Origin of the sequence: Methyloligella sp. GL2 (genome assembly GCF_013341275.1) — a bacterium.
Lineage (GTDB): Bacteria > Pseudomonadota > Alphaproteobacteria > Rhizobiales > Methyloligellaceae > Methyloligella.
Genome location: NZ_CP054476.1, coordinates 1,300,094 through 1,318,343 on the forward strand (window position 1 = coordinate 1,300,094; position 18,250 = coordinate 1,318,343).

The window sequence follows — 18,250 nt, forward strand, 5'->3', positions numbered from 1 at the left end:
CATTCCAAGTCGGCGGACCACGTCACCGTGCAGATGCTTCCGGCAATAGCCATTTCTCGACACGACCGGGCTGGCGGGAAGTCTACGGAACTTGGGTTAAGATTTTAGAATCTAACCGCTTTTCTTAGCGGCTCTTGCTAGCTGCTCTTCCTAGCTTCCCTTGCCTTTGAAGGCGCGGGTGCCGGGCTTGCCGGCGGAGGAGCGGCCGCGGCGCTTGGGCTTTGGCGCAAGCGGAATCTCGCGGTTGTGGGTGTGCTTGCTTCGAGGATTTCGCTTGGGTCGGCTTCGGAGCAGCGTTTTGCTTCGGGGCATTTTTGCTCGATACACACACCCTATTTCTCAGCAGGTGGTGGCTTTTGTTCCAAAAAAATTTCGGCGACTGTTTTGGTCTTGCTGGTGTTCACGTCTGAGTATTGGTCCCAGCGCAGGTATTGCCAGGCGACAAAGAGTTTCTCTGAGTCGCTCAGCCCTCTAAGAGATTTTTGTAGAATATTATTCTCGAGTATCGCTATGATCGGGCCTGTGTCGAATTTTTTCCAGTATACATCAAACAATGCCTTGAAATAATCGGAATTCTCTTCGTGTAAAGTTGTGGCAATTCTATACAAGCCATAAGCTAACACTAACGAAATAATAGATAAAATAATGTATATATAACATTCAATTGGTGAATATATAATTCCATTGAATAATAATTCATATAAGAAATATAATAATAATATTATTGATCCAATTATAAAAACAAACGATATGTATAATGCGCTGTCTGCGACGCTTCTTATTTCATCGCACCAGACTCGCGTGTCGTTGTCGAGTAAATACCAAATTCTATACCAAAAAAACACGCCATCCATACCATATTTTATGTCTGGGTATTGTTCAGCTTCTGCTAGAATGTTTCCAAGTTTAGTCGGTGCTTGAGCTTCTCGGGTTCGAAACTCCTCTGATAGAGGAAATCGTGCCAGCTTGATTTGCTTTTCGACGTCGGTTTTCGCCGTTTTGCGGAGTGCTATTAAGCGACGCTTTTGAAGTTTTATTCCACAGCGTTTGATAGACGGTGGCCAAAACTCCCTCCCTTCGTACAGCTTATAGATCGGGATATCGAGCAAGCTTATTAGCCAGCCAAGCAATGCCGGTGCCAGAATGAAATAGATCTCGGCTGAAACGGGTTGGGAAAGCGTCTTCTTGATAAGAAACGCTAGGGGGAACAGGAACAGAGAAAAGAAGAATCCAGGCAAAAAAATCCGAAAAACGAGTCTGATACCAAATACGAATGGTAGCTTCATTGTGATGACCTGATTTGGCTAAGCAGCCTCGCCACTGGAACCGGAGTCATCCGTCTCGGAGGTATCATTCTGGTCATTCTGTGTATCATCAGCAGGTCTGCTGGACGGCTGGAGGGGGTACTTTCTTGTCGGACCGCCGCCCCTTCCGCGCGGCCCTCCCGCCGCCCTCGGGTTGACGGATTCCTTTAAAGATTTTCCAGCGCGAAATTTAGGGACGCGTGAAGCAGGAATTTGTACTGTTTCGCCTGTCCGTGGGTTGCGTCCGGTGGAAGCCTTGCGGTCTGCTACTTGAAAATTGCCAAACCCGATAATGCGGACCGTATCACCGTTTTTTAGAGCGTTTTCGATCGCTTTGAACGTTGCGTCGACGACAATTTCGGCTTCGTCCAGGCTAAGCGCTGCTTCTTGCGCAACCTGCGCAACGAGGTCCGCCTTATTCATGATGAGATCCTGCCACTACCTAGGGTAGTAGGTTATAGTTAAATGCCGCCAAGTTCAATAAGTAGGAAGGCTCTTGCTAGCTGCTCTTGCCTTTGAAGGCGCGGGTGCCGGGCTTGCCGGCGGAGGAGCGGCCGCGGCGCTTGGGCTTTGGCGCAAGCGGAATCTCGCGGTTATGCGGACCCATCTCATCGAGGCTCGGCTTATGGGGCCGGCTGAGCGCCTGGGGCTCGCCGGCGGCGACGCTGCGCTCCAGCTGATCCTGGCGGGCCATCGGGTCGGCCGCGACGGTAAGCGACATCTGCTTCAGCCGTTTCAGCTCGTCGCGCAGCCGCGCGGCCTCCTCGAATTCCAGATCGGCGGCGGCGGCGTGCATGCGCTTTTCCATCTCGGCGACGGTCGCCTCCAGATTATGGCCGAGGGTCTCCTGCTCCGCCTCGCCCATGCCGAGGCCGGAATCGACCAGCACGTGGTCGCGCTCGTAGACGGAGGCGAGGATGTCGCCGATATGCTTCTTCACGCTTTCCGGGGTGATGCCGTTGGCCTCGTTATAGGCCATCTGCTTCTCGCGGCGGCGCGTGGTCTCGGCCATGGCGCGCTCCATGGATCCGGTGATGCCGTCGGCATAGAGGATCACCTTGCCCTCGACGTTACGGGCGGCGCGGCCGATGGTCTGTACCAGGGAGGTTTCCGAACGCAGGAAGCCTTCCTTATCGGCATCGAGAATGCCGACCAGGGCGCATTCTGGGATATCCAGTCCCTCGCGCAGCAGGTTGATGCCGATCAGCACGTCGAAGGCGCCGAGGCGCAGATCGCGGATGATCTCGATGCGCTCCAGAGTCTCCACGTCGGAATGCATGTAGCGGACCTTGATGCCCTGCTCGTGCATATACTCGGTGAGATCCTCGGCCATGCGCTTGGTCAGGGTGGTGACCAGCACGCGATGGCCGCCTGCGACGACCTTGCGGGTCTCGTCGACGAGGTCGTCCACCTGGGTGGTGGCGGGGCGGATCTCCACCGGCGGATCGATCAGGCCGGTCGGGCGGATCACCTGCTCGACGAAGACGCCGCCGGTCTTCTCCAGCTCCCATGAGCCGGGGGTGGCGGAGACATAGACGGTCTGCGGCCGCATGGCGTCCCACTCCTCGAAGCGCAAGGGACGGTTGTCCATGCAGGAGGGCAGGCGGAAGCCATATTCGGCGAGGGTGGATTTGCGCTTGTAGTCGCCGCGGAACATGGCGCCGATCTGGGGCACGGTGACGTGGCTCTCGTCGGCGAAGACCAGGGCGTTGTCGGGCAGATATTCGAACAGGGTCGGCGGCGGATCGCCCGGGCGGCGCCCGGTGAGATAGCGCGAATAATTCTCGATGCCGGCGCAGGCGCCCGTTGCCTCGATCATCTCCAGGTCGAAGGTGGTGCGCTGCTCCAGGCGCTGAGCCTCCAGCAGGCGGCCGGCCTTGTTCAGCTCGTCGAGCCGCGCCTTCAGCTCGGCCTTGATGCCTTTCACCGCCGACTTCAGGGTCGGCTTCGGCGTCACGTAGTGGGAGTTGGCGTAGATCTTGACCATCTGGAACTGGTCGGTCTTGGCGCCGGTCAGGGGATCGAACTCGGTGATGCTCTCGATCTCGTCGCCGAACAGCGAGATGCGCCAGGCGCTGTCGTCCAGATGCGCCGGCCAGAGCTCGATGGTGTCGCCGCGCACCCGGAAGGTGCCGCGCACGAAGTTGATATCCGAGCGGCGGTATTGCAGGGCGACCAGATCGGCCATCAGCTGGCGCTGCTCGACGCGGTCGCCGCGCTTCAGGCTCAAGGTCATGGCGGTGTAGGTCTCCACCGCGCCGATACCGTAGATGCAGGAGACCGAGGCGATCAGGATGACGTCGTCGCGCTCGAGCAGGGCGCGCGTTGCGGCATGGCGCATGCGGTCGATCTGCTCGTTGATCGAGGAATCCTTCTCGATATAGGTGTCGGTGCGCGGGACGTAGGCCTCCGGCTGGTAGTAGTCGTAAAAGGAGACGAAATACTCCACCGCGTTATCGGGGAAGAAGCTCTTGAACTCGCCATAGAGCTGGGCGGCCAGGGTCTTGTTAGGCGCCAGGATCAGGGCCGGGCGCTGGGTCTGCTCGATCACCTTGGCCATGGTAAAGGTCTTGCCCGAACCGGTGACGCCGAGCAGCACCTGGTCGCGCTCATGAGCCTCGATCGCGGCGGTCAGCTCGGCAATGGCGGTGGGTTGGTCGCCCTTGGGCTGCATCTCCGATTGCAGCACGAGCTCCACCCCGCCTTCGCTCTTCTCCGGGCGGGGCGGACGATGGGGGGTGAAATCCGGCGCGCCATAGCCGGCCACCAGCGGGTGGCCCTGCATCAAGGGCTGGGGCGCTTCGCCCATGCCGGGGGTGCGGCGTTCCTCGGAGGGCGGAAGGCCGGTCTCCTCGCCGGTGACGGCGCGCGGCTCGGCCCTGGAGCCGAAGGTTCTGGCGGTGCGGGGTGGCATGATCCCGAATATGACTACGAAACCCGCCCTTGCCTAGGGCTCTGCGACGTCTCGAGCCTCAAGGCCCGCCGCGCCGCGCCCGCTCCGCGCTTTCGCTCAGTTGGCGCCGTTGATCAGCGCCGCGGTTTCCCCAGCCTGCTTGGCTGCGGTATCCATATTGTCGGCGGCGATGCCGGCCTTGGCGCTCTCGGCGGCTTGCTTCAGCTGGATTTTCCGCTCCTGGTCGATGGCATCGGGAATGGCGCCATTGCCGAGATTGGTGCAAGGGTTCATCTCTGCGGCCGCGAAGCCCTCGCCCTTCGGCCCGACCAGGCAGTTCAGCACATGCTGCAAATGGGTTTGCACGTCATCGATATTGTCGGAGCCCGCGGCCAGGCCGGCATGGGTCCCGGCGGCGGCGATTTGGGCGTCGATATCGGCGGCGAACACGGCGCTGGGTAGGAGCGCGGCGGCGGCGGCGAGCGCGCCGAAGACGAGGCTGCGTTTCATTGGGGTTCCTCCGAAGCAGGTGGCGCGCGACCGAAGACCGGCGCGCGTTTGGAAATGTCATCGTGGTGGCATGGAGTGGCTAAACGCAGCCTTGGCGAATTGGTTCGGCCGAAATGCGGGCCGGCAAACCCCGTATGGCTTAAGCCGATCCGCCGTTGCAGATGACGATGATTGCCATGATGCCGATGGAGAGCGTCTGCAGGCCGAACAGGGAGCCGCGGATGCGGACGACGGGCTCGGTCTGGGGCAGGGCGAGATGGATGCTGCTCTGAGCGATGCGGCAGACGATGATCAGGATGGCGAGGCCGCTCAGCACCGGCCCTTCGATGCCCAGCACGGCGGCGGAAAGCGCCACGGCGGCATAAAGCGGCAGATTCTCCGCGCAGTTCAGATGCGCCCGCACAGCCCGCTGGTGAAAGGCCGGGCCCTCGGCGACGCCGCCGGGAAAATCGGAAAACGTCTCGCCCCGGCGCACCCGACGCAGTCGCGCCAGCCCAAGCCCGAAGACCATCACGGCGATAGTCCAAAGCACGTAGAGCAGGAGGACGAGGATCGGGATTGGCATGAGGTTAGCCTTCGGATGTGCGGACGGAGGCCATCCCTAAACCTCGTCCCTTACTTGCGCGTAGCTCAACACGGCGAAGAGGATGGTGCCGCCGGCCACGTTGCCGAGCAGGGTTGGGATGAAAAATCCGAACACCGCCTGGAGCATGCCGGTATGGCCGGTCATCACCATGTAGAAGGCCTCGACCGAGCCGGCGATGACATGGGTGAAGCCGCCGAGCGCGATGAGATAGGTGATCAGGGTGATGACGAAGATCTCGGTGCCTTCCGCTGAGGGCAGCATCCAGACCAGCGCCGCGATCAGCCAGCCGGAGACGATGCCTTTGACGAACATCTCCGTCGGCGTGTTGGCCATCAGGTGCTCGCCGATCCGCACCGTTGCGGCGGCGATCTCCGGCGTGAGCGCGTTGGAATAGGCCAGGAAGGCGGCCACCAGCAGACAGCCGACCAGATTGGCGGCGAGCACGATGCCCCACAGGCGGACAAGCACCCAGAACCAGCTCCAGCTGCGCCGCGAAATCACCGGCAACACGGCGGTGAGGGTGTTCTCGGTGAAGAGCTGCTGGCGGGACAGGATGACGATCAGGAAGCCGACCGAATAGCCGAGATCGGCGATGATGTTGGAGCCGGGCGAGTCTGAGAGAAAGGCCATCAGCATGGCCTGGGACAGAACCGAGAAGCCGATGGAGATGCCGGCGGCGACGCCGGACCACCACAGCGCGCTGAAGGCGCGGGCGAGCTCGCCTTCGCCCTCGGTGCGGATGATCTCGTAGACCACCGCGGCGCGAAGCCGGCGGCGGGTCTTGACCGATTTCACTTCCTCGCGGCTGAGGCCTTCCTGCTTTGTCGGTCCGTCTTCGTTCGTCTTCTTATTCATGCTTACCCGTCGGTCGCGTTGCGGTGTGACTAGCGGGGCCTAACCCGTCGGCGGCGAGATCGTTCACTTCGTATGCGCGATTGCATTCTGCGAAATCGAGATGAGCTTAACCGGATTCGGTACAGATGCGCGAAGGGCTGTTTTGGCGCGGGCATCAAACGCGGTAAACGCATGTTCACCGAAAGCATATCGGTGCAAAGATTTGTCGGGACATTGCCACTTTTACCTGTCACAACAAGCACGTCACAAGAACAAGACGTTTGATGTTTTGGGAGGATCAGCACGGACCATGATGCGTGTTCGAAGAAGCGCGTGAGCGCTGTCGCCGAGATGGCGATCAATCGATGGAGCACAAACCATGGCGACCAGAGCGAGTTCGAAACGTGGCGTAACGGCCAAGCGCAGCACGGCCAAATCGGCCAGCGCGGCGCGGCCAAAGACCAAGACGACAACACGCAAAGCCGCAACGACACGAGCGGCAAGCCGGACTACGGCCCGCAAGACGGCACCGGCCCGCAAAGCTGCGGCGCGGAGCACTACCGCACGGACCACTGCTGCACGGAAGACGGCAGCGGCCAAGAAGCCTGCTGCAAAAAAGACAGTGGCCAAAAAGCCTGCAGCGCGGGCGACGACGGCCCGCAAGCCCGCCGCCAAAACGGCAACGCGGCGCGTGGCTGCCAGCAAGACCAAGACGGCATCGCGGAGCGGCACGACGCGGCGGGCGGCAACGTCGCGCAGTAAGACCGCAACCCGCAGCGCAGCGCGGTCTCCGGCGAAGAAGACGGCAGCCCGCAAGACAACGGTGCGCAAGACTGCTGTGCGGAAGACGGCGGCGAAGACCACTACCGCAAAACGGACCGCCGCCAAGAAACCTGTCGTAAAGAAGACCGCCGCGAGAAAAACGGCCGCCAAGAAGCCGGCGGTGAAGCGGACGGCGGCTGCCAGCAAGACCACCGCCAGAAAGACGGCCGCGGCGAAGAAGCCCGCCGCCCGGAAAGCGGCAACGACGCGCAAGCCTGCGGCCCGCAAGACGGCAAGCCGTTCGGTGACCGCGCGCCGGACGACCGCGACGCGCAGCACCGCGAAGGCGGCAACGCGCAAGAGCCCGGCACGGGCGAGCACCGCGCGGACGGCCACCAAGGCCCGGACCGCAAAAGCCACCACCGCCAAAGCAAAGACGGTGAAACCGAAGACCGCGAAGGCGCGGAGCGCGGCTTCCAAGACGGCAAAGGCGTCAAAGCCGAAGAGCAGCAAGCCTAAGCCGGCGGGGAGCAAAGCTTCGAGCCGGAAGCCCGCTTCGCGCGCGGCGTCGAAACCGGCCCGTCCGGCGCAGCCGCCGGCCAATCCGCCGCTCGCCACGTTCGGCGCGGGGGGCGGTTATGGACGCTCGCCCTACGCGGCGACCACGCGGATGGTCTCTTCGCCCAATCCGGCACCGGGCTCGCTCTCGCCCTACCGGTCCGAGGGGGGAATAGAGAACGGTCAGGCCGGGGAGCCTATTCCGCCACGCGGGCTGTCCGTGCGGCGGGACGATTAGCAAGACGCGAAGTCTGAACACGGAGGGCCGGAGTTTCCGGCTCTCCGTTCATTTTGCCCCGTCAATCCTCGTCGAGACCGCCGAGCCCGAGCAGGCTCATGCCTTCCATCCAATAATCGGCGAGCTGGGGATGATCGAGGAGATAATTCTCGGTCGGCACCTCGCGCCGCTCCGCCGCCTCAGCGGTGAGCAGGTCCCAATCGTCGGGGCCGTAATCGTCGCGGCCAAGCCACATCAGCGCCACCAGCTCGGCCTGTTCCTCGGGGCTCAGCCCCTTCAACTCTTCCACCAGTTCTTCGCGGGTGAGGTTGCCTGCATCGTCCTGCAGCTCGTTCGGCGGCGTGGCGTCGTCGGTCGGGTTGGAGCCGACATCGGGCGTGTCGTTGGCCTCCACCGCCATGATGGCGCGTACTTTTAGAGCGAGGCTTCGGATGTAGTCTGGGCTGAGTGAGAGTTCGGCCATGATCTATTCCGTTTATCGTCGAATGGATGGTTGATATGGGCAGTTCAACGTGAGCGGCCGCGCGGCGTTCCGCATGGGCCGGTTTTCGGGGCGCCTTCGTCAGATGCCTTTGAACAGCACGCCGACGAGCAGCAGCAGATAGGCGATCAGCAAAGTCTCGAAGAGATGGGAATTGACGATCGGGATGCCGAAGCCGGCATAGCGCACCAGAAGCACGCAGACCGCCAGGACCAGCGAGACGATGAAGACGGCGGAAGATGGTGGCGTCAGCGACATGAGGGCCCCCTTATCTGACGTATCGAATCCGTGAGAGACTTTAACGGCGCGGCGGCGTGCGGGCGAGTGTGCTTTGTGTGGGGCAGGCCTTGGAAGTTAGAGGCAGTCGATCGCCGAATATTTGGATTGCTGCGGCCCCGGATGCGCAACGAGAGACGGGGCCGCGGCGAAATTTTCTAGACGCCCTTCATCACATTGCCGAGGAACAGAACCACATAGGCCGCGATGGCGACCCAGAAGGCGTTCGGCGTGATGAAGGGGATTGCGGTGAAGACGCCGAGCACGGCGAGAACCGCCAAAATCAGCGAAATAACGAAGACGACTGTCGTCGGTGCACTCAAACGCATGTCTAGCCCTCCCTTAGTTGACGGCGGGAGACTAATGGTTTTTTGTGAAGACTCGAAGGGATGATTTTCCCGTTTTAGTTGTTTTCCAGGCGTTGCTGCGTTTTACGGGAGGGGGCTGTGGGGCCGGTTTTACGCCTGATCTTGGGGCTTGTGGCGCTTGTCTGCATTCTGGCTGGCGTCGCCACCACGCTGCCCGACCACGTCATCGTGGTGCGATCCATCGTCATCAACGCACCGGAAGCGGCGGTTTTCCCCTATCTCAATCAGCCGAAACGGTATCCGAGCTGGCTGCCTTGGGCAGCGCGCGACCCCAATCTGCAGCTTACCTATTCCGGGCCGAAGGGCGGTCAGGGCGCTGCCGCGGCCTGGTCGAGCCAGGATCAGCGGGTCGGCGAAGGCCATCTGAAGATCGTCGAAAGCGAGCCGCCGAATAAGGTGGTGATGGCCGGCGACTATAATGGGGTGGAAGGCGATACGTCTTTTGAGATCGCGCCGTCCGGGGCGGGGGCTAAGGTGACCTGGAAGCTCCGCTACGATAGCGGCAGCAATATTTTCCGCCCCTGGTCCTATGTGTTCCGGCGCTGGAAAGGGTTGATGCTCGACCGTCTGGTCGGTGCGGAACACGACCGTGGGCTGGCACGGCTGAAAGCCGTGGTGGAAGCGGATGTGAAGCCGGAAGAATCGCTGACAGGCGAGGCGCTGCCGCCGGCGCGGACCGATATTCCGGAGAGTGCGGTTCCCGAGAATGCCACGCCGGGAAACGCCGTACCGATGCAGCCGCAGAATGCGGTGCCGGTGCAATAGGGCTTAGCCCAACGCCATCCGAAATCGGGTTAGAGCTTTTGCTCCGTGCGCGGGGCCTGATCGGCTTCGACCTTCACCGCCTCGATGACGAGACGCATGGCGCCGGCAACCAGGCTGTCGTAATTGCTGCAGCTCAAGGCGGCGGCGTTGCGGTCTTGCTTGGCGGCGAGAGCCGGCGTCTGGTCGGCGACTTCCCGGCCGGTGACCCGATAGCTGTGGGACAGGCCGTCGGCGGTGACCAAGGTCACGCGGTCGCCGATGGCGACATCGTCGGGAATGAGATGCGGATCCTGGCGCGGATCGTGAGTCAGAGCTGCCGTCTTATGTAGAGAAACAGCCTCCTTCGATGCACTGTCGTGCAACGCGGCGCCCGGAAGGCTTGCGAGCTTGCGCTCATCGGCCGGGGCCGGCCGAAGAACGGCGCTGAAGCCGAGCTTGCGCAACTTGGAGTTGTCGCCGGAAGCCGTCTCGAACGGCCAGGCGTCGTGGCTGGCCGGTTCGTCGAGCGCGCTGCGCCAGGCGCTTTCACCAAGACTCGAACCGAGATTGCCGAAGCCGACCAGGGCCGAGACCCCGACGAGACCGGCAGCAACGCCGGCAAGAGTCAGGAAAACAGGCAATTTGCGGCGGATTCGAAGTTGAGGCATGGGCATTCGCGTGCTGCTCCTCAAGTGAAATCGCAATCCTCGCCCTCGCCGGACGGATGCGCGCGGTGCTGGCTGCGCCATAGCAAGCGCGTCGCCACACCCAGGATGGTTAGCAGTAGCACGAGGATCGCGCACTGTCTCGTGTGTTTGAGGGGCGAATTGTCCTGTGCCGACATCGCCCGGCTATAGGATTTTTTTCGAATATTGATCGCGGCGCGGGTCTGCTTTGGGACGGGCTGCGAGCCGCGCAGTGGCAGCGGTAGGGTCGGCGGTACGCTTGAGGTGGCGGCTTCGGTAAGACCGCAGGCTATCGCCTCAGCAGGCGCCGCTACGATCGGCAGAAGCATGGCCGTGGCCACGGCCGCGCCGCTGAAAATGAAGGATTTGCGCAGAAGATTCCGCATCCCCGATGCTCTTTGCTCCCTGAAAACTGGACATTCGTTGTCTTGATTGTTCGCGTTCAGCGCGCAAAAGGGACCACGGCATTTGGGCGGCGCTTTAGCAAGAATAGGGCGCTCGTTGGGCCGGACATTACACCGGCAAACTGCGTTAAGGAGACCTTGCTTCAATACTAGAAAGTCGCCTTGCGGACCCGGCGCAAAGAGCAATCCTGCGACGGTGCGGCCATGGCTTTGCGAGGGAGGCTGGTCTATGTAAGTCTTTATCGGAAAGACCTTCGAACCTTCACATAAAGATAGGGGCCAGGGTTTCGTCGCTCTGACATCTGCACCTTGCAGATTGGGCGCGCGCAGCCCGAGGCTGGCTCCTTCAAGGATAGACTCATGGGACTGATTGCCCACTCTTTGGAACGCGTAAAACCCTCCCCGACCATGGCGATCACGGGGAAGGCGCGGGAGCTGAAAGCTGCCGGCGAGGATGTCATCGGACTTGGCGCGGGCGAGCCGGATTTCGACACGCCGGAGAACGTCAAGAAGGCGGCGATCGATGCGATCAACCGCGGCGAGACGAAATACACCGCCGTGGACGGCATCCCGGCGCTGAAGCAGGCAATCGCGGCGAAGTTCAAGCGCGACAACGAGCTGACCTACGAGCCGGCGGAGATCACTGTCGGCACGGGCGGCAAGCAGGTGCTCTATAATGCGCTTCTGGCGACGCTCAATCCGGGCGACGAGGTGATCGTGCCGGCGCCGTTCTGGGTGAGCTATCCCGATATGGTGCTGTTGGCCGGGGCCGAGCCGGTGATCGTGCCGGCGAGCCTGGAGACCGGGTTCAAGCTGACACCCGAGGCGCTGGAGAAGGCGATTACGCCGCGCACGCGCTGGGTGATCTTCAACTCGCCCTCGAACCCGACCGGCGCCGCTTATACGCGCGAGGAGATCAAGGCGCTCACGGACGTGCTGCTGAAATACGAGCAGGTCTGGGTTCTCTCCGACGATATCTACGAGCATCTGGTCTATGACGATTTCAAGTTCTTCACCCCGGCGCAGGTCGAGCCGAAGCTGAAGGACCGCACCTTGACGGTGAACGGCGTCTCCAAGGCCTATTCCATGACCGGCTGGCGCATCGGCTTTGCCGGCGGGCCGAAGCCGCTGATCAAGGCGATGGCGACGCTGCAGTCGCAATCGACCTCCAACCCGTCTTCGATCAGCCAGTGGGCGGCGGTGGAAGCGCTGAACGGTCCGCAGGATTTCCTGAAGGATTGGGTGAAGTCGTTCCAGGAACGGCGCGATCTCGTGGTCTCGATGTTGAACCAGGCCTCCGGGATCGAATGCCCGACGCCGGAAGGGGCGTTTTACGTCTATCCCTCCTGCGCCGGCTGCATCGGCAAGGCTACGCCTGCGGGCAAGACGATCGAGACCGACGAGGATTTCGCCACGTCTCTTCTGGAGACCGAAGGCGTCGCCGTTGTGCACGGGGCGGCGTTTGGACTGTCGCCGTTCTTCCGAATCTCCTACGCGACGGGTAAAGATGACCTGGAAGAGGCCTGCCGCCGGATCCAGCGGTTCTGCGCGAGCCTCAGCTAGGTGTTAGCTAGGTCAATTGCCGCCAGCCTGCGATGGCAGGCTTGGCGGTACCCTGTTTTTGCGTGCGGTCGATTGAGAGAGGCGAAACCATGAAGCTCACCACCCCCAATCAATTCGAAGGCAAGGTCATGGAGATCCGCAAAGGCGCGGTGACGGCCATTGTCTATGTGGAAATCGCCGGGGAGACCCTGGTGGAGACGAGCGTCACGGTGGCCTCGCTGGAAGCCTTGGGGCTCTACGAGGGCAAAGAGGTCAAGCTGATCATCAATCCGGGCGACATCATCATCGGCTGCGAGTAGCCGATCGCGGGGCAGGGCTGAGACGCGGGGCTGAACCGGCGATACGACGAAGTGGCGGCCCCGACCATGGACAGCAAAGCGCCTCCCGAGCCGAAGAGCCTCAATACCCTGACACTGCCCGATGGGCGCAAGATCGCCTATGCGGAATTCGGCGACCCCGGCGGAGCGCCGGTTTTCGCCTTTCACGGCACGCCGGGATCGCGGCTGACCTTCGAGATTACAGAGGGGTCGGCGCGGGCGCGGAACTTGCGCATCATCGCGCCGGATCGTCCCGGCTATGGCCGTTCCGACTTCAAAGCTTTCACGCAGCTCGGCGATTGGGTGGCCGATCTGGAGGCGCTGGCGGATGGGTTGGGGCTTAACCGTTTCGCGCTGATCGGCGTCTCGGGCGGCGGGCCTTATGCGGTGGCGGCGGCGTCAGCGCTTTCCCACCGTGTAGAATTCCTCGCGCTGGTGAGCCCAGTGGGGCCGGTCGCCGATCTTGGAGCGCGCATCACGCTGTCGCCGATGCACCGGCGCATCTTTCGCGAGCTGCCCAATCGGCCGCGCCTTGCCGCGGCGGTCTTCTGGGCGATGCGGCGCCTGCTATCCCTGGCGCCCGCGCTTGCCTATCGGGGGCTGGTGCAGCGCGCCGGGGCGGCGGACCGGGCGGTGCTGCTGAAACAGGCGGTGAAGCAGAGCCTGCTGGACGGGCATGAAGAGGGGCTTTCCGCCGGGGTGCACGGGGCGGTGCAGGATCTTCGCTTGTTCAGCGGCCCTTGGGGGATCGATTTCGATCAGGTGATCGTGCCGGCGGTTCTGTGGCAGGGGCTGGCCGACCGCAATGTGCCGCCGGCCGCTTCGAGGGCCCTAGCCGAGATGCTGCCCAATTGCCGGCTCGATCTCCTGCCGGAGGCCGGGCATTACTGGGTGTTCGATCATCTGGACGCGGTGCTCGACGCGGTGGAGGCCTCGCTGAAGGCCGGGCGCGGGCTTGCATGAGCGGGGCTTGCTAGCGACAGTTGGGGCATGAGCGTTTCCGGCTTCACCCATTGCGCGCTGCATGTGAGCGATCTGGAGGCTTCGATCGCCTTCTATCAAGACTATTGCGGCATGCGGCTCGCCAACGAACATGGCGCGGGACCGGAGCGCACGGTCTGGCTGGCGAGCCCGGGCTCGGAGCGGCGCTTCGTGCTGGTGTTGCTCGGCGGCGGGCCGGGACATACCCAAGATCAATCGGACATGACGCATTACGGCTTCGCCGTTTCGGCGCGGGAGGATATCGACGCGATCGCGGCGCGGGCGAAGCAGGAGGGGCGGCTGTTCTGGGAGCCGATGGCGTTTCCGCCGCCCACCGGCTATCTCTGCGCGGTGCGTGATCCGGACGGGTATGTGATCGAGTTCAGCTACGGGCAGCCGCTTTCGCCGGATGCGAGCTGATTGGGGTGATGAGCTCTGCTCACTTGCTCTGTCATTCCGGCTTAAGCCGGAATCCAGCGAAGATGTACGGGTGTGCCGCTGGATACCGGCTGTTGCCGGTATGACGCCGTGGTGGGCGAGGGGCAAAGGACTTCGGATAGGGGCATGTCCCCTCACCCCAACCCTCTCCCCACAGGGGAGAGGGAGCTCACCCGTCGATCCGTGCCGGCTACTCCGCCGCTTCGCTGACCTGCTCCAGCCCTTGGAGGTAGCGCTCCGCCTCCAGCGCCGCCATGCAGCCCATGCCGGCGGCCGTGATGGCCTGGCGATAGGTCTCGTCGGTGACGTCGCCGGCGGCATAGACGCCCGGCACATTGGTCGCCGTTGAATCGGGCGCGGTCTGGATATAGCCGGAGGGGCGCATATCCAGCTGGCCCTGGAATAGCTCGGTGGCCGGGGCATGGCCGATAGCGATGAAGACGCCGTCGACGGGGATCAGGATGGTCTCGCCGGTCAGAGTGCTTTTCAGCCGGGCGCCGGAGACGCCTTTCGGGTCGTCCTCGCCGAGCACCTCGTCGAGCTCGTGATTCCACATCACATCGACCTTCGGATGAGCGAAGAGCCGCTCCTGCAGGATCTTCTCGGCGCGGAGCTCGCCGCGGCGATGCACCAGGATCACCTGGCTGGCGAAGTTGGTGAGGAACAAAGCCTCCTCCACGGCGGTGTTGCCGCCGCCGACCACGATCACCGTCTTGTCGCGATAGAAGAAGCCGTCGCAGGTGGCGCAAGCCGAGACGCCGAAGCCTTTGAATTCGCTCTCGGTGGGCAGGCCGAGCCAGCGCGCCTGGGCGCCGGTGGCGATGATCAGGGAATCGGCGGTGTATTCCTGGCCGCCATCGCCAATCAGCTTGAACGGGCGCTGCTTGAGATCGACCGTTGAGATGTGGTCGTTGACGATCTCGGTGCCGACATGGCGGGCCTGGGCCTCCATCTGATCCATCAGCCAGGGGCCCTGGATGACGTCGGCGAAGCCCGGATAATTCTCCACATCGGTGGTGATGGTCATCTGGCCGCCGGGCTGGATGCCCTGGATCAGCAGGGGCTTCAGCATGGCGCGGGCGGCGTAGATCGCGGCGGTATAGCCGGCGGGGCCGGAGCCGATGATGATCACCTTGGCGTGGCGTGCAGTCATGATTGCCTCGTGAATTCAGCCGGGGGCGTGCGATGCGCCTCTAATCGGAGCCAACAGGTAAGCCCGGAGGGGCGTTTGCGCAACCCGCGCGAGGCGGGAGGGCGCATGGTCTAGAGCTTCAAAGCCTCCCGCACCGGCGCGGCGACCTTTTCGGTGTCGTTGACGGGCGGATACTCCCAAGTCTCGAAGCGACCCGTGAAGGGGCGGGTGATACCGGCCTCGCGCATCTTGGCGTGGAAGCGATTCAGCCGGGTAGATTTGCCGTGCAGGGGCTGGACGAAGACCGGCTTTCCGGTGCCGGCGGCCTCGGTGACCATGTTGACCGAATCGGCAGTGACGACGAGAGCGTCGGCCGCGGCGAGAAAGGCGAAATACGGATTCTCGCCGGCGCCGTCCCAGATCATGCCGGGGAGGTCTTTCAGCTTTTCCTTCAGCACGGCGAAGCTCTCCTTCGAGGTGCGGCGCGAGGGGGTGACCAGGAGCGAGCCGCCCGTCTCGCCGATCATCTGCCGGAGCCGATCGCCCATCAGAGCGGCGTCCTCGGGGGTGAAATCGAAAGCCCGGCTCTTGCCGCCCAGCAGCACGGAAATGCGCGGATGGGGCAGGGGATCGATGAGGGGCGCGAAATGCGCGGCGCCTTCGTCGAGGCGATCTTGCGTTACCGAATGGACCGCGCCGAAGGTCTGGACGACGTTTGGCCCCTCCAGTCCGTCATGTACCGGCGCGGCGACGAGATCGAACAGCTTGGCCGGGATTTTCGGATCCTGAATATGCAGGGCGAAGGTGGCGCCGCCCGATGCCCGCTTGATGGCCAGGGCGATGGGTGCACTGCGCCGGCCGATGGAAATGACGAGGCGGGGCCAGGGCGCTTTCAGCGGCGTCTCGGCGCGGGTCGAGGCAAGCAGCCAGCGGGGCGGCACGGCGACTTGCGCCGGGACGGGCAGCAGGTCGACCAGCCCGCCGACCTTCACCTTGCGCAAGGCGTAAGGCAGGCCGACAGCGCGGGCGACGGCGAGGCCTTGCTGCTCCATGCCGATGGCGCCGTCGGTGAGGATCCAGGTGCCGGCCTCTTCGGGGGCGCTACTCTCTCTCGCCATGGGGCCGCCTCCAGGCTCCGACCTGAAATTTATGGAATGCTGCATCGCCCGCGTCTTTTCGTTTATTATCGCTTTAAGAAAGGATATTACTCTTTGCTGGCTGCCGGGCGCGATGCGGTTTCATGCTGCGGTCTCTTGCCCGGCTTCTAGCCTTTTGCCCGGCCTATTTCCAGGGAGTTTGCGCCAGATATGCGATCTGCCCGCCTCGACGCGGTCGATTGGGAAATCCTGACGGCTTTGCAGAGCCATGGAAGGATGACCAATATCGATCTTGCCAAGCGCGTCGGCATCTCCGCGCCGCCTTGCCTGCGCCGGGTGCGGGCGCTGGAGGAGGCCGGCATCATCAAGCGCTATATGGCGGTGCTGGATGCGGGCAAGCTCGGCTTCGAGGTGACGGCCTTCGCCATGGTGAAGCTGCACAGCCAGGCGGAGCGGGATTTGGTGGCGTTCGAGACCATGGCCGGCGACTGGCCGGTGGTGCGGGAATGCTCGATGCTCTCCGGCGAGATCGATTTTCTGCTGCGCTGCGTGGCGCCGGATCTTTCCAGCTTCCAGCATTTCGTGATCCACGATCTGACCGCGGCGCCGAACGTGGCGAGCGTGAAGACCTCGCTGGTGATCCGCTCGGCGGAGGAGGCGACCGGTCTGCCGCTGGAGCTGATGGCCGAGGCGGCCGACTAGGCGCGCTTACCCAGCCGCGCTAAATCCCGGCCCTAAATCCCGACATTGGAATAGATCGCCAGATTGCGGAACGCCTCCGCGCCGGAGCTGGCAAGATCGGGGCCGATGGGCTTCGGCCCGTTCATGGCACGGATGGCGCCGTTCTTGGCGCCGGAGATCATATTGTCAGTGATCAGGGCATAGCCCGCTTCGCCATCGACGGAGACGGCGATGCCGATATGGGAGTCACGGACCAGGTTTCCGGTGGCGGTGATGTCGCGCAGATATTTGTACCAGCCGATGGAGATGCCGAAGCCGGCGACCTTCTCCACCACATTGCCGGTGACGGCGCAGTCGGCCTCCACGGCGATGCCGATGCCTTTGGAGTCGCCGTCCTTGCGGAAGAAGATGTTGCGCACCAGGTTGCCCTGAACCACGGCGAGGTGACCGCCATCGTTGAAGTTGGTTACCGAGATGCCGATGGCGGCGGTGTCGATGACGTTGTTGGCAACGACGGCGCCGTCGAAGGAGAACTCCACGAAGATCGCGGTCTCGCCGAGGCGGGAGCAGTTATTGCCGGTGATCTGGCAGTTGCGCCCGGTATTGTCGCGGATGGCGGAAAAGGCACAATCGGAGATGCGATTGTTGGCAACGATCACAGCGCCAGCGCGGAAGATATTGATACCGTTGCCGTTCTGACCGCTGCCACCGCTCTTGGCCTTTATGCGCTCGATACGGTTGCCGGTCACCAGCGTGCCGTCCTCGCCGGTTTGCGAGCGCCAGACCTGGATGCCGTTATCGCCGCAATCGCGCACGTGATTGGAGGCGATCTCCAGCCCCTTGGCGTCGTTGCTGAACAGGCCCGCCTTGGCGATCTCGCCGATCTCGCAATTGGCGATGCGGCCGGAGACGCCGCGGAGCACGACGCCATTCTCCGACGAATTCAGCACGCGGCAATCGGAGATATCGAGGCGGACGGCATTCATCGCTGAGAGCAGGGCGCCGTTCTCGCCGAGGGGCTTGGCGTCGCCGTCGAGAGTGAGGCCGGAAAGGGTGATGCTGTCGGTGCCTTCGGCGCGGAGTAACGCGTCTCCGGTCGCGAGGCGAAGGATGGTGCGGCCGGGCACGCCGCGCATGGTGAGGCCCGAGCGCAGCGTGAGCGGGCCGGTGCCGAAGATGCCGGGCGGGAGCGTCAGCGCTTCGCCGCTCTTGGCCGCGCGGTCGATGGCGTCCTGCAGGCTGGCGGTCTGGTCGACGGTGCCGCCGGCAGGGGTGAGCTCCAACACCGAGTTCGCCTCTTGCGCATCCGCCCGGCCGACGCCGGCGGCAAGGGCGAGCCCAGCACCAAGGCTTCCGAGCATGAGATCGCGGCGGCGCATGGTCATCGCTAGTCTCCA

At 63.0% G+C, this 18,250-nt stretch carries 20 protein-coding genes and 1 pseudogene; 7 read left to right on the top strand and 14 right to left on the bottom strand.

Translation table 11 applies throughout. The features are described from left to right. Positions 1-332 precede the first annotated feature (332 nt). From HT051_RS06100 to HT051_RS06125, 6 genes and pseudogenes are all read right to left on the bottom strand, one after another. On the bottom strand, positions 333-1,286 hold the full coding sequence (locus HT051_RS06100; protein WP_174541212.1) for a hypothetical protein: 954 nt from the start codon (positions 1,284-1,286) through the stop codon (positions 333-335). Between the two features lie 171 nt (positions 1,287-1,457). Continuing rightward, positions 1,458-1,727, bottom strand: a pseudogene (locus HT051_RS15120) (HU family DNA-binding protein); the annotation flags it as partial. Positions 1,728-1,803: 76 nt separating this feature from the next. Continuing rightward, complete coding sequence (gene uvrB / locus HT051_RS06110; RefSeq protein WP_246810196.1) at positions 1,804-4,218, bottom strand: excinuclease ABC subunit UvrB; 2,415 nt, start codon at positions 4,216-4,218, stop codon at positions 1,804-1,806. A 96-nt stretch (positions 4,219-4,314) separates the two neighbouring features. Next, a complete protein-coding gene (locus tag HT051_RS06115; protein WP_174541214.1) occupies positions 4,315-4,707 on the bottom strand; it encodes a hypothetical protein in 393 nt (130 codons plus the stop codon). Between the two features lie 139 nt (positions 4,708-4,846). Then, positions 4,847-5,272 (bottom strand): MAPEG family protein, encoded by a 426-nt coding sequence (locus HT051_RS06120; protein WP_174541215.1) that lies wholly within the window; start codon positions 5,270-5,272, stop codon positions 4,847-4,849. A gap of 36 nt (positions 5,273-5,308) precedes the next feature. Beyond that, positions 5,309-6,148, bottom strand: coding sequence for a formate/nitrite transporter family protein (locus tag HT051_RS06125; RefSeq protein WP_174541216.1), 840 nt, complete (start codon positions 6,146-6,148; stop codon positions 5,309-5,311). A gap of 358 nt (positions 6,149-6,506) precedes the next feature. Here HT051_RS06125 and HT051_RS15280 point away from each other — a divergent pair, with 358 nt between their 5' ends. After that, positions 6,507-7,685: a histone H1-like repetitive region-containing protein gene (locus HT051_RS15280; protein ID WP_371740600.1), complete on the top strand. Its 1,179-nt coding sequence runs from the start codon at positions 6,507-6,509 to the stop codon at positions 7,683-7,685. A gap of 61 nt (positions 7,686-7,746) precedes the next feature. Here the strand turns inward: HT051_RS15280 and HT051_RS06135 are convergent, their stop codons facing one another. The 3 genes from HT051_RS06135 to HT051_RS06145 form a co-directional block, all read right to left on the bottom strand. Further along, complete coding sequence (locus HT051_RS06135) at positions 7,747-8,148, bottom strand: DUF3775 domain-containing protein (RefSeq protein ID WP_174541218.1); 402 nt, start codon at positions 8,146-8,148, stop codon at positions 7,747-7,749. A 99-nt stretch (positions 8,149-8,247) separates the two neighbouring features. Continuing rightward, on the bottom strand, positions 8,248-8,424 hold the full coding sequence (locus HT051_RS06140; RefSeq protein ID WP_174541219.1) for a hypothetical protein: 177 nt from the start codon (positions 8,422-8,424) through the stop codon (positions 8,248-8,250). Positions 8,425-8,600: 176 nt separating this feature from the next. Further along, positions 8,601-8,771: a hypothetical protein gene (locus HT051_RS06145; RefSeq protein WP_174541220.1), complete on the bottom strand. Its 171-nt coding sequence runs from the start codon at positions 8,769-8,771 to the stop codon at positions 8,601-8,603. A gap of 117 nt (positions 8,772-8,888) precedes the next feature. Between HT051_RS06145 and HT051_RS06150 the strand changes: the two genes are divergently transcribed. Then, positions 8,889-9,575 carry an SRPBCC family protein gene (locus tag HT051_RS06150; RefSeq protein ID WP_174541221.1) on the top strand — a complete coding sequence of 229 codons (687 nt, stop codon included), beginning with the start codon at positions 8,889-8,891 and terminating at the stop codon, positions 9,573-9,575. 29 nt (positions 9,576-9,604) lie between these two features. Here the strand turns inward: HT051_RS06150 and HT051_RS06155 are convergent, their stop codons facing one another. Both HT051_RS06155 and HT051_RS06160 read right to left on the bottom strand, forming a co-directional pair. After that, positions 9,605-10,222: a hypothetical protein gene (locus HT051_RS06155; RefSeq protein WP_174541222.1), complete on the bottom strand. Its 618-nt coding sequence runs from the start codon at positions 10,220-10,222 to the stop codon at positions 9,605-9,607. A gap of 20 nt (positions 10,223-10,242) precedes the next feature. Beyond that, a complete protein-coding gene (locus HT051_RS06160; protein ID WP_174541223.1) occupies positions 10,243-10,626 on the bottom strand; it encodes a hypothetical protein in 384 nt (127 codons plus the stop codon). A gap of 378 nt (positions 10,627-11,004) precedes the next feature. Between HT051_RS06160 and HT051_RS06165 the strand changes: the two genes are divergently transcribed. From HT051_RS06165 to HT051_RS06180, 4 genes are all read left to right on the top strand, one after another. After that, the gene (locus HT051_RS06165) at positions 11,005-12,207 is read left to right on the top strand and encodes a pyridoxal phosphate-dependent aminotransferase (protein WP_174541224.1); all 1,203 of its coding nucleotides are present in this window, start codon (positions 11,005-11,007) and stop codon (positions 12,205-12,207) included. 89 nt (positions 12,208-12,296) lie between these two features. Further along, positions 12,297-12,506: a molybdopterin-binding protein gene (locus HT051_RS06170; RefSeq protein WP_174541225.1), complete on the top strand. Its 210-nt coding sequence runs from the start codon at positions 12,297-12,299 to the stop codon at positions 12,504-12,506. A 66-nt stretch (positions 12,507-12,572) separates the two neighbouring features. Next, a complete protein-coding gene (locus tag HT051_RS06175; protein WP_174541226.1) occupies positions 12,573-13,487 on the top strand; it encodes an alpha/beta fold hydrolase in 915 nt (304 codons plus the stop codon). Positions 13,488-13,514: 27 nt separating this feature from the next. Continuing rightward, a complete protein-coding gene (locus tag HT051_RS06180; RefSeq protein WP_174541227.1) occupies positions 13,515-13,925 on the top strand; it encodes a VOC family protein in 411 nt (136 codons plus the stop codon). Between the two features lie 208 nt (positions 13,926-14,133). Here the strand turns inward: HT051_RS06180 and trxB are convergent, their stop codons facing one another. Both trxB and HT051_RS06190 read right to left on the bottom strand, forming a co-directional pair. Continuing rightward, the gene (gene trxB / locus HT051_RS06185; protein WP_174541228.1) at positions 14,134-15,096 is read right to left on the bottom strand and encodes a thioredoxin-disulfide reductase; all 963 of its coding nucleotides are present in this window, start codon (positions 15,094-15,096) and stop codon (positions 14,134-14,136) included. Positions 15,097-15,206: 110 nt separating this feature from the next. After that, positions 15,207-16,193 (bottom strand): mitochondrial fission ELM1 family protein, encoded by a 987-nt coding sequence (locus HT051_RS06190; protein WP_174541229.1) that lies wholly within the window; start codon positions 16,191-16,193, stop codon positions 15,207-15,209. Between the two features lie 189 nt (positions 16,194-16,382). On the opposite strand from HT051_RS06190, the gene HT051_RS06195 reads away from it, so the two are divergent. Next, on the top strand, positions 16,383-16,874 hold the full coding sequence (locus HT051_RS06195) for an Lrp/AsnC family transcriptional regulator (protein WP_174541230.1): 492 nt from the start codon (positions 16,383-16,385) through the stop codon (positions 16,872-16,874). Positions 16,875-16,906: 32 nt separating this feature from the next. Here the strand turns inward: HT051_RS06195 and HT051_RS06200 are convergent, their stop codons facing one another. Next, complete coding sequence (locus tag HT051_RS06200) at positions 16,907-18,238, bottom strand: TIGR03808 family TAT-translocated repetitive protein (RefSeq protein ID WP_174541231.1); 1,332 nt, start codon at positions 18,236-18,238, stop codon at positions 16,907-16,909. Between the last annotated feature and the right edge of the window lie 12 nt (positions 18,239-18,250).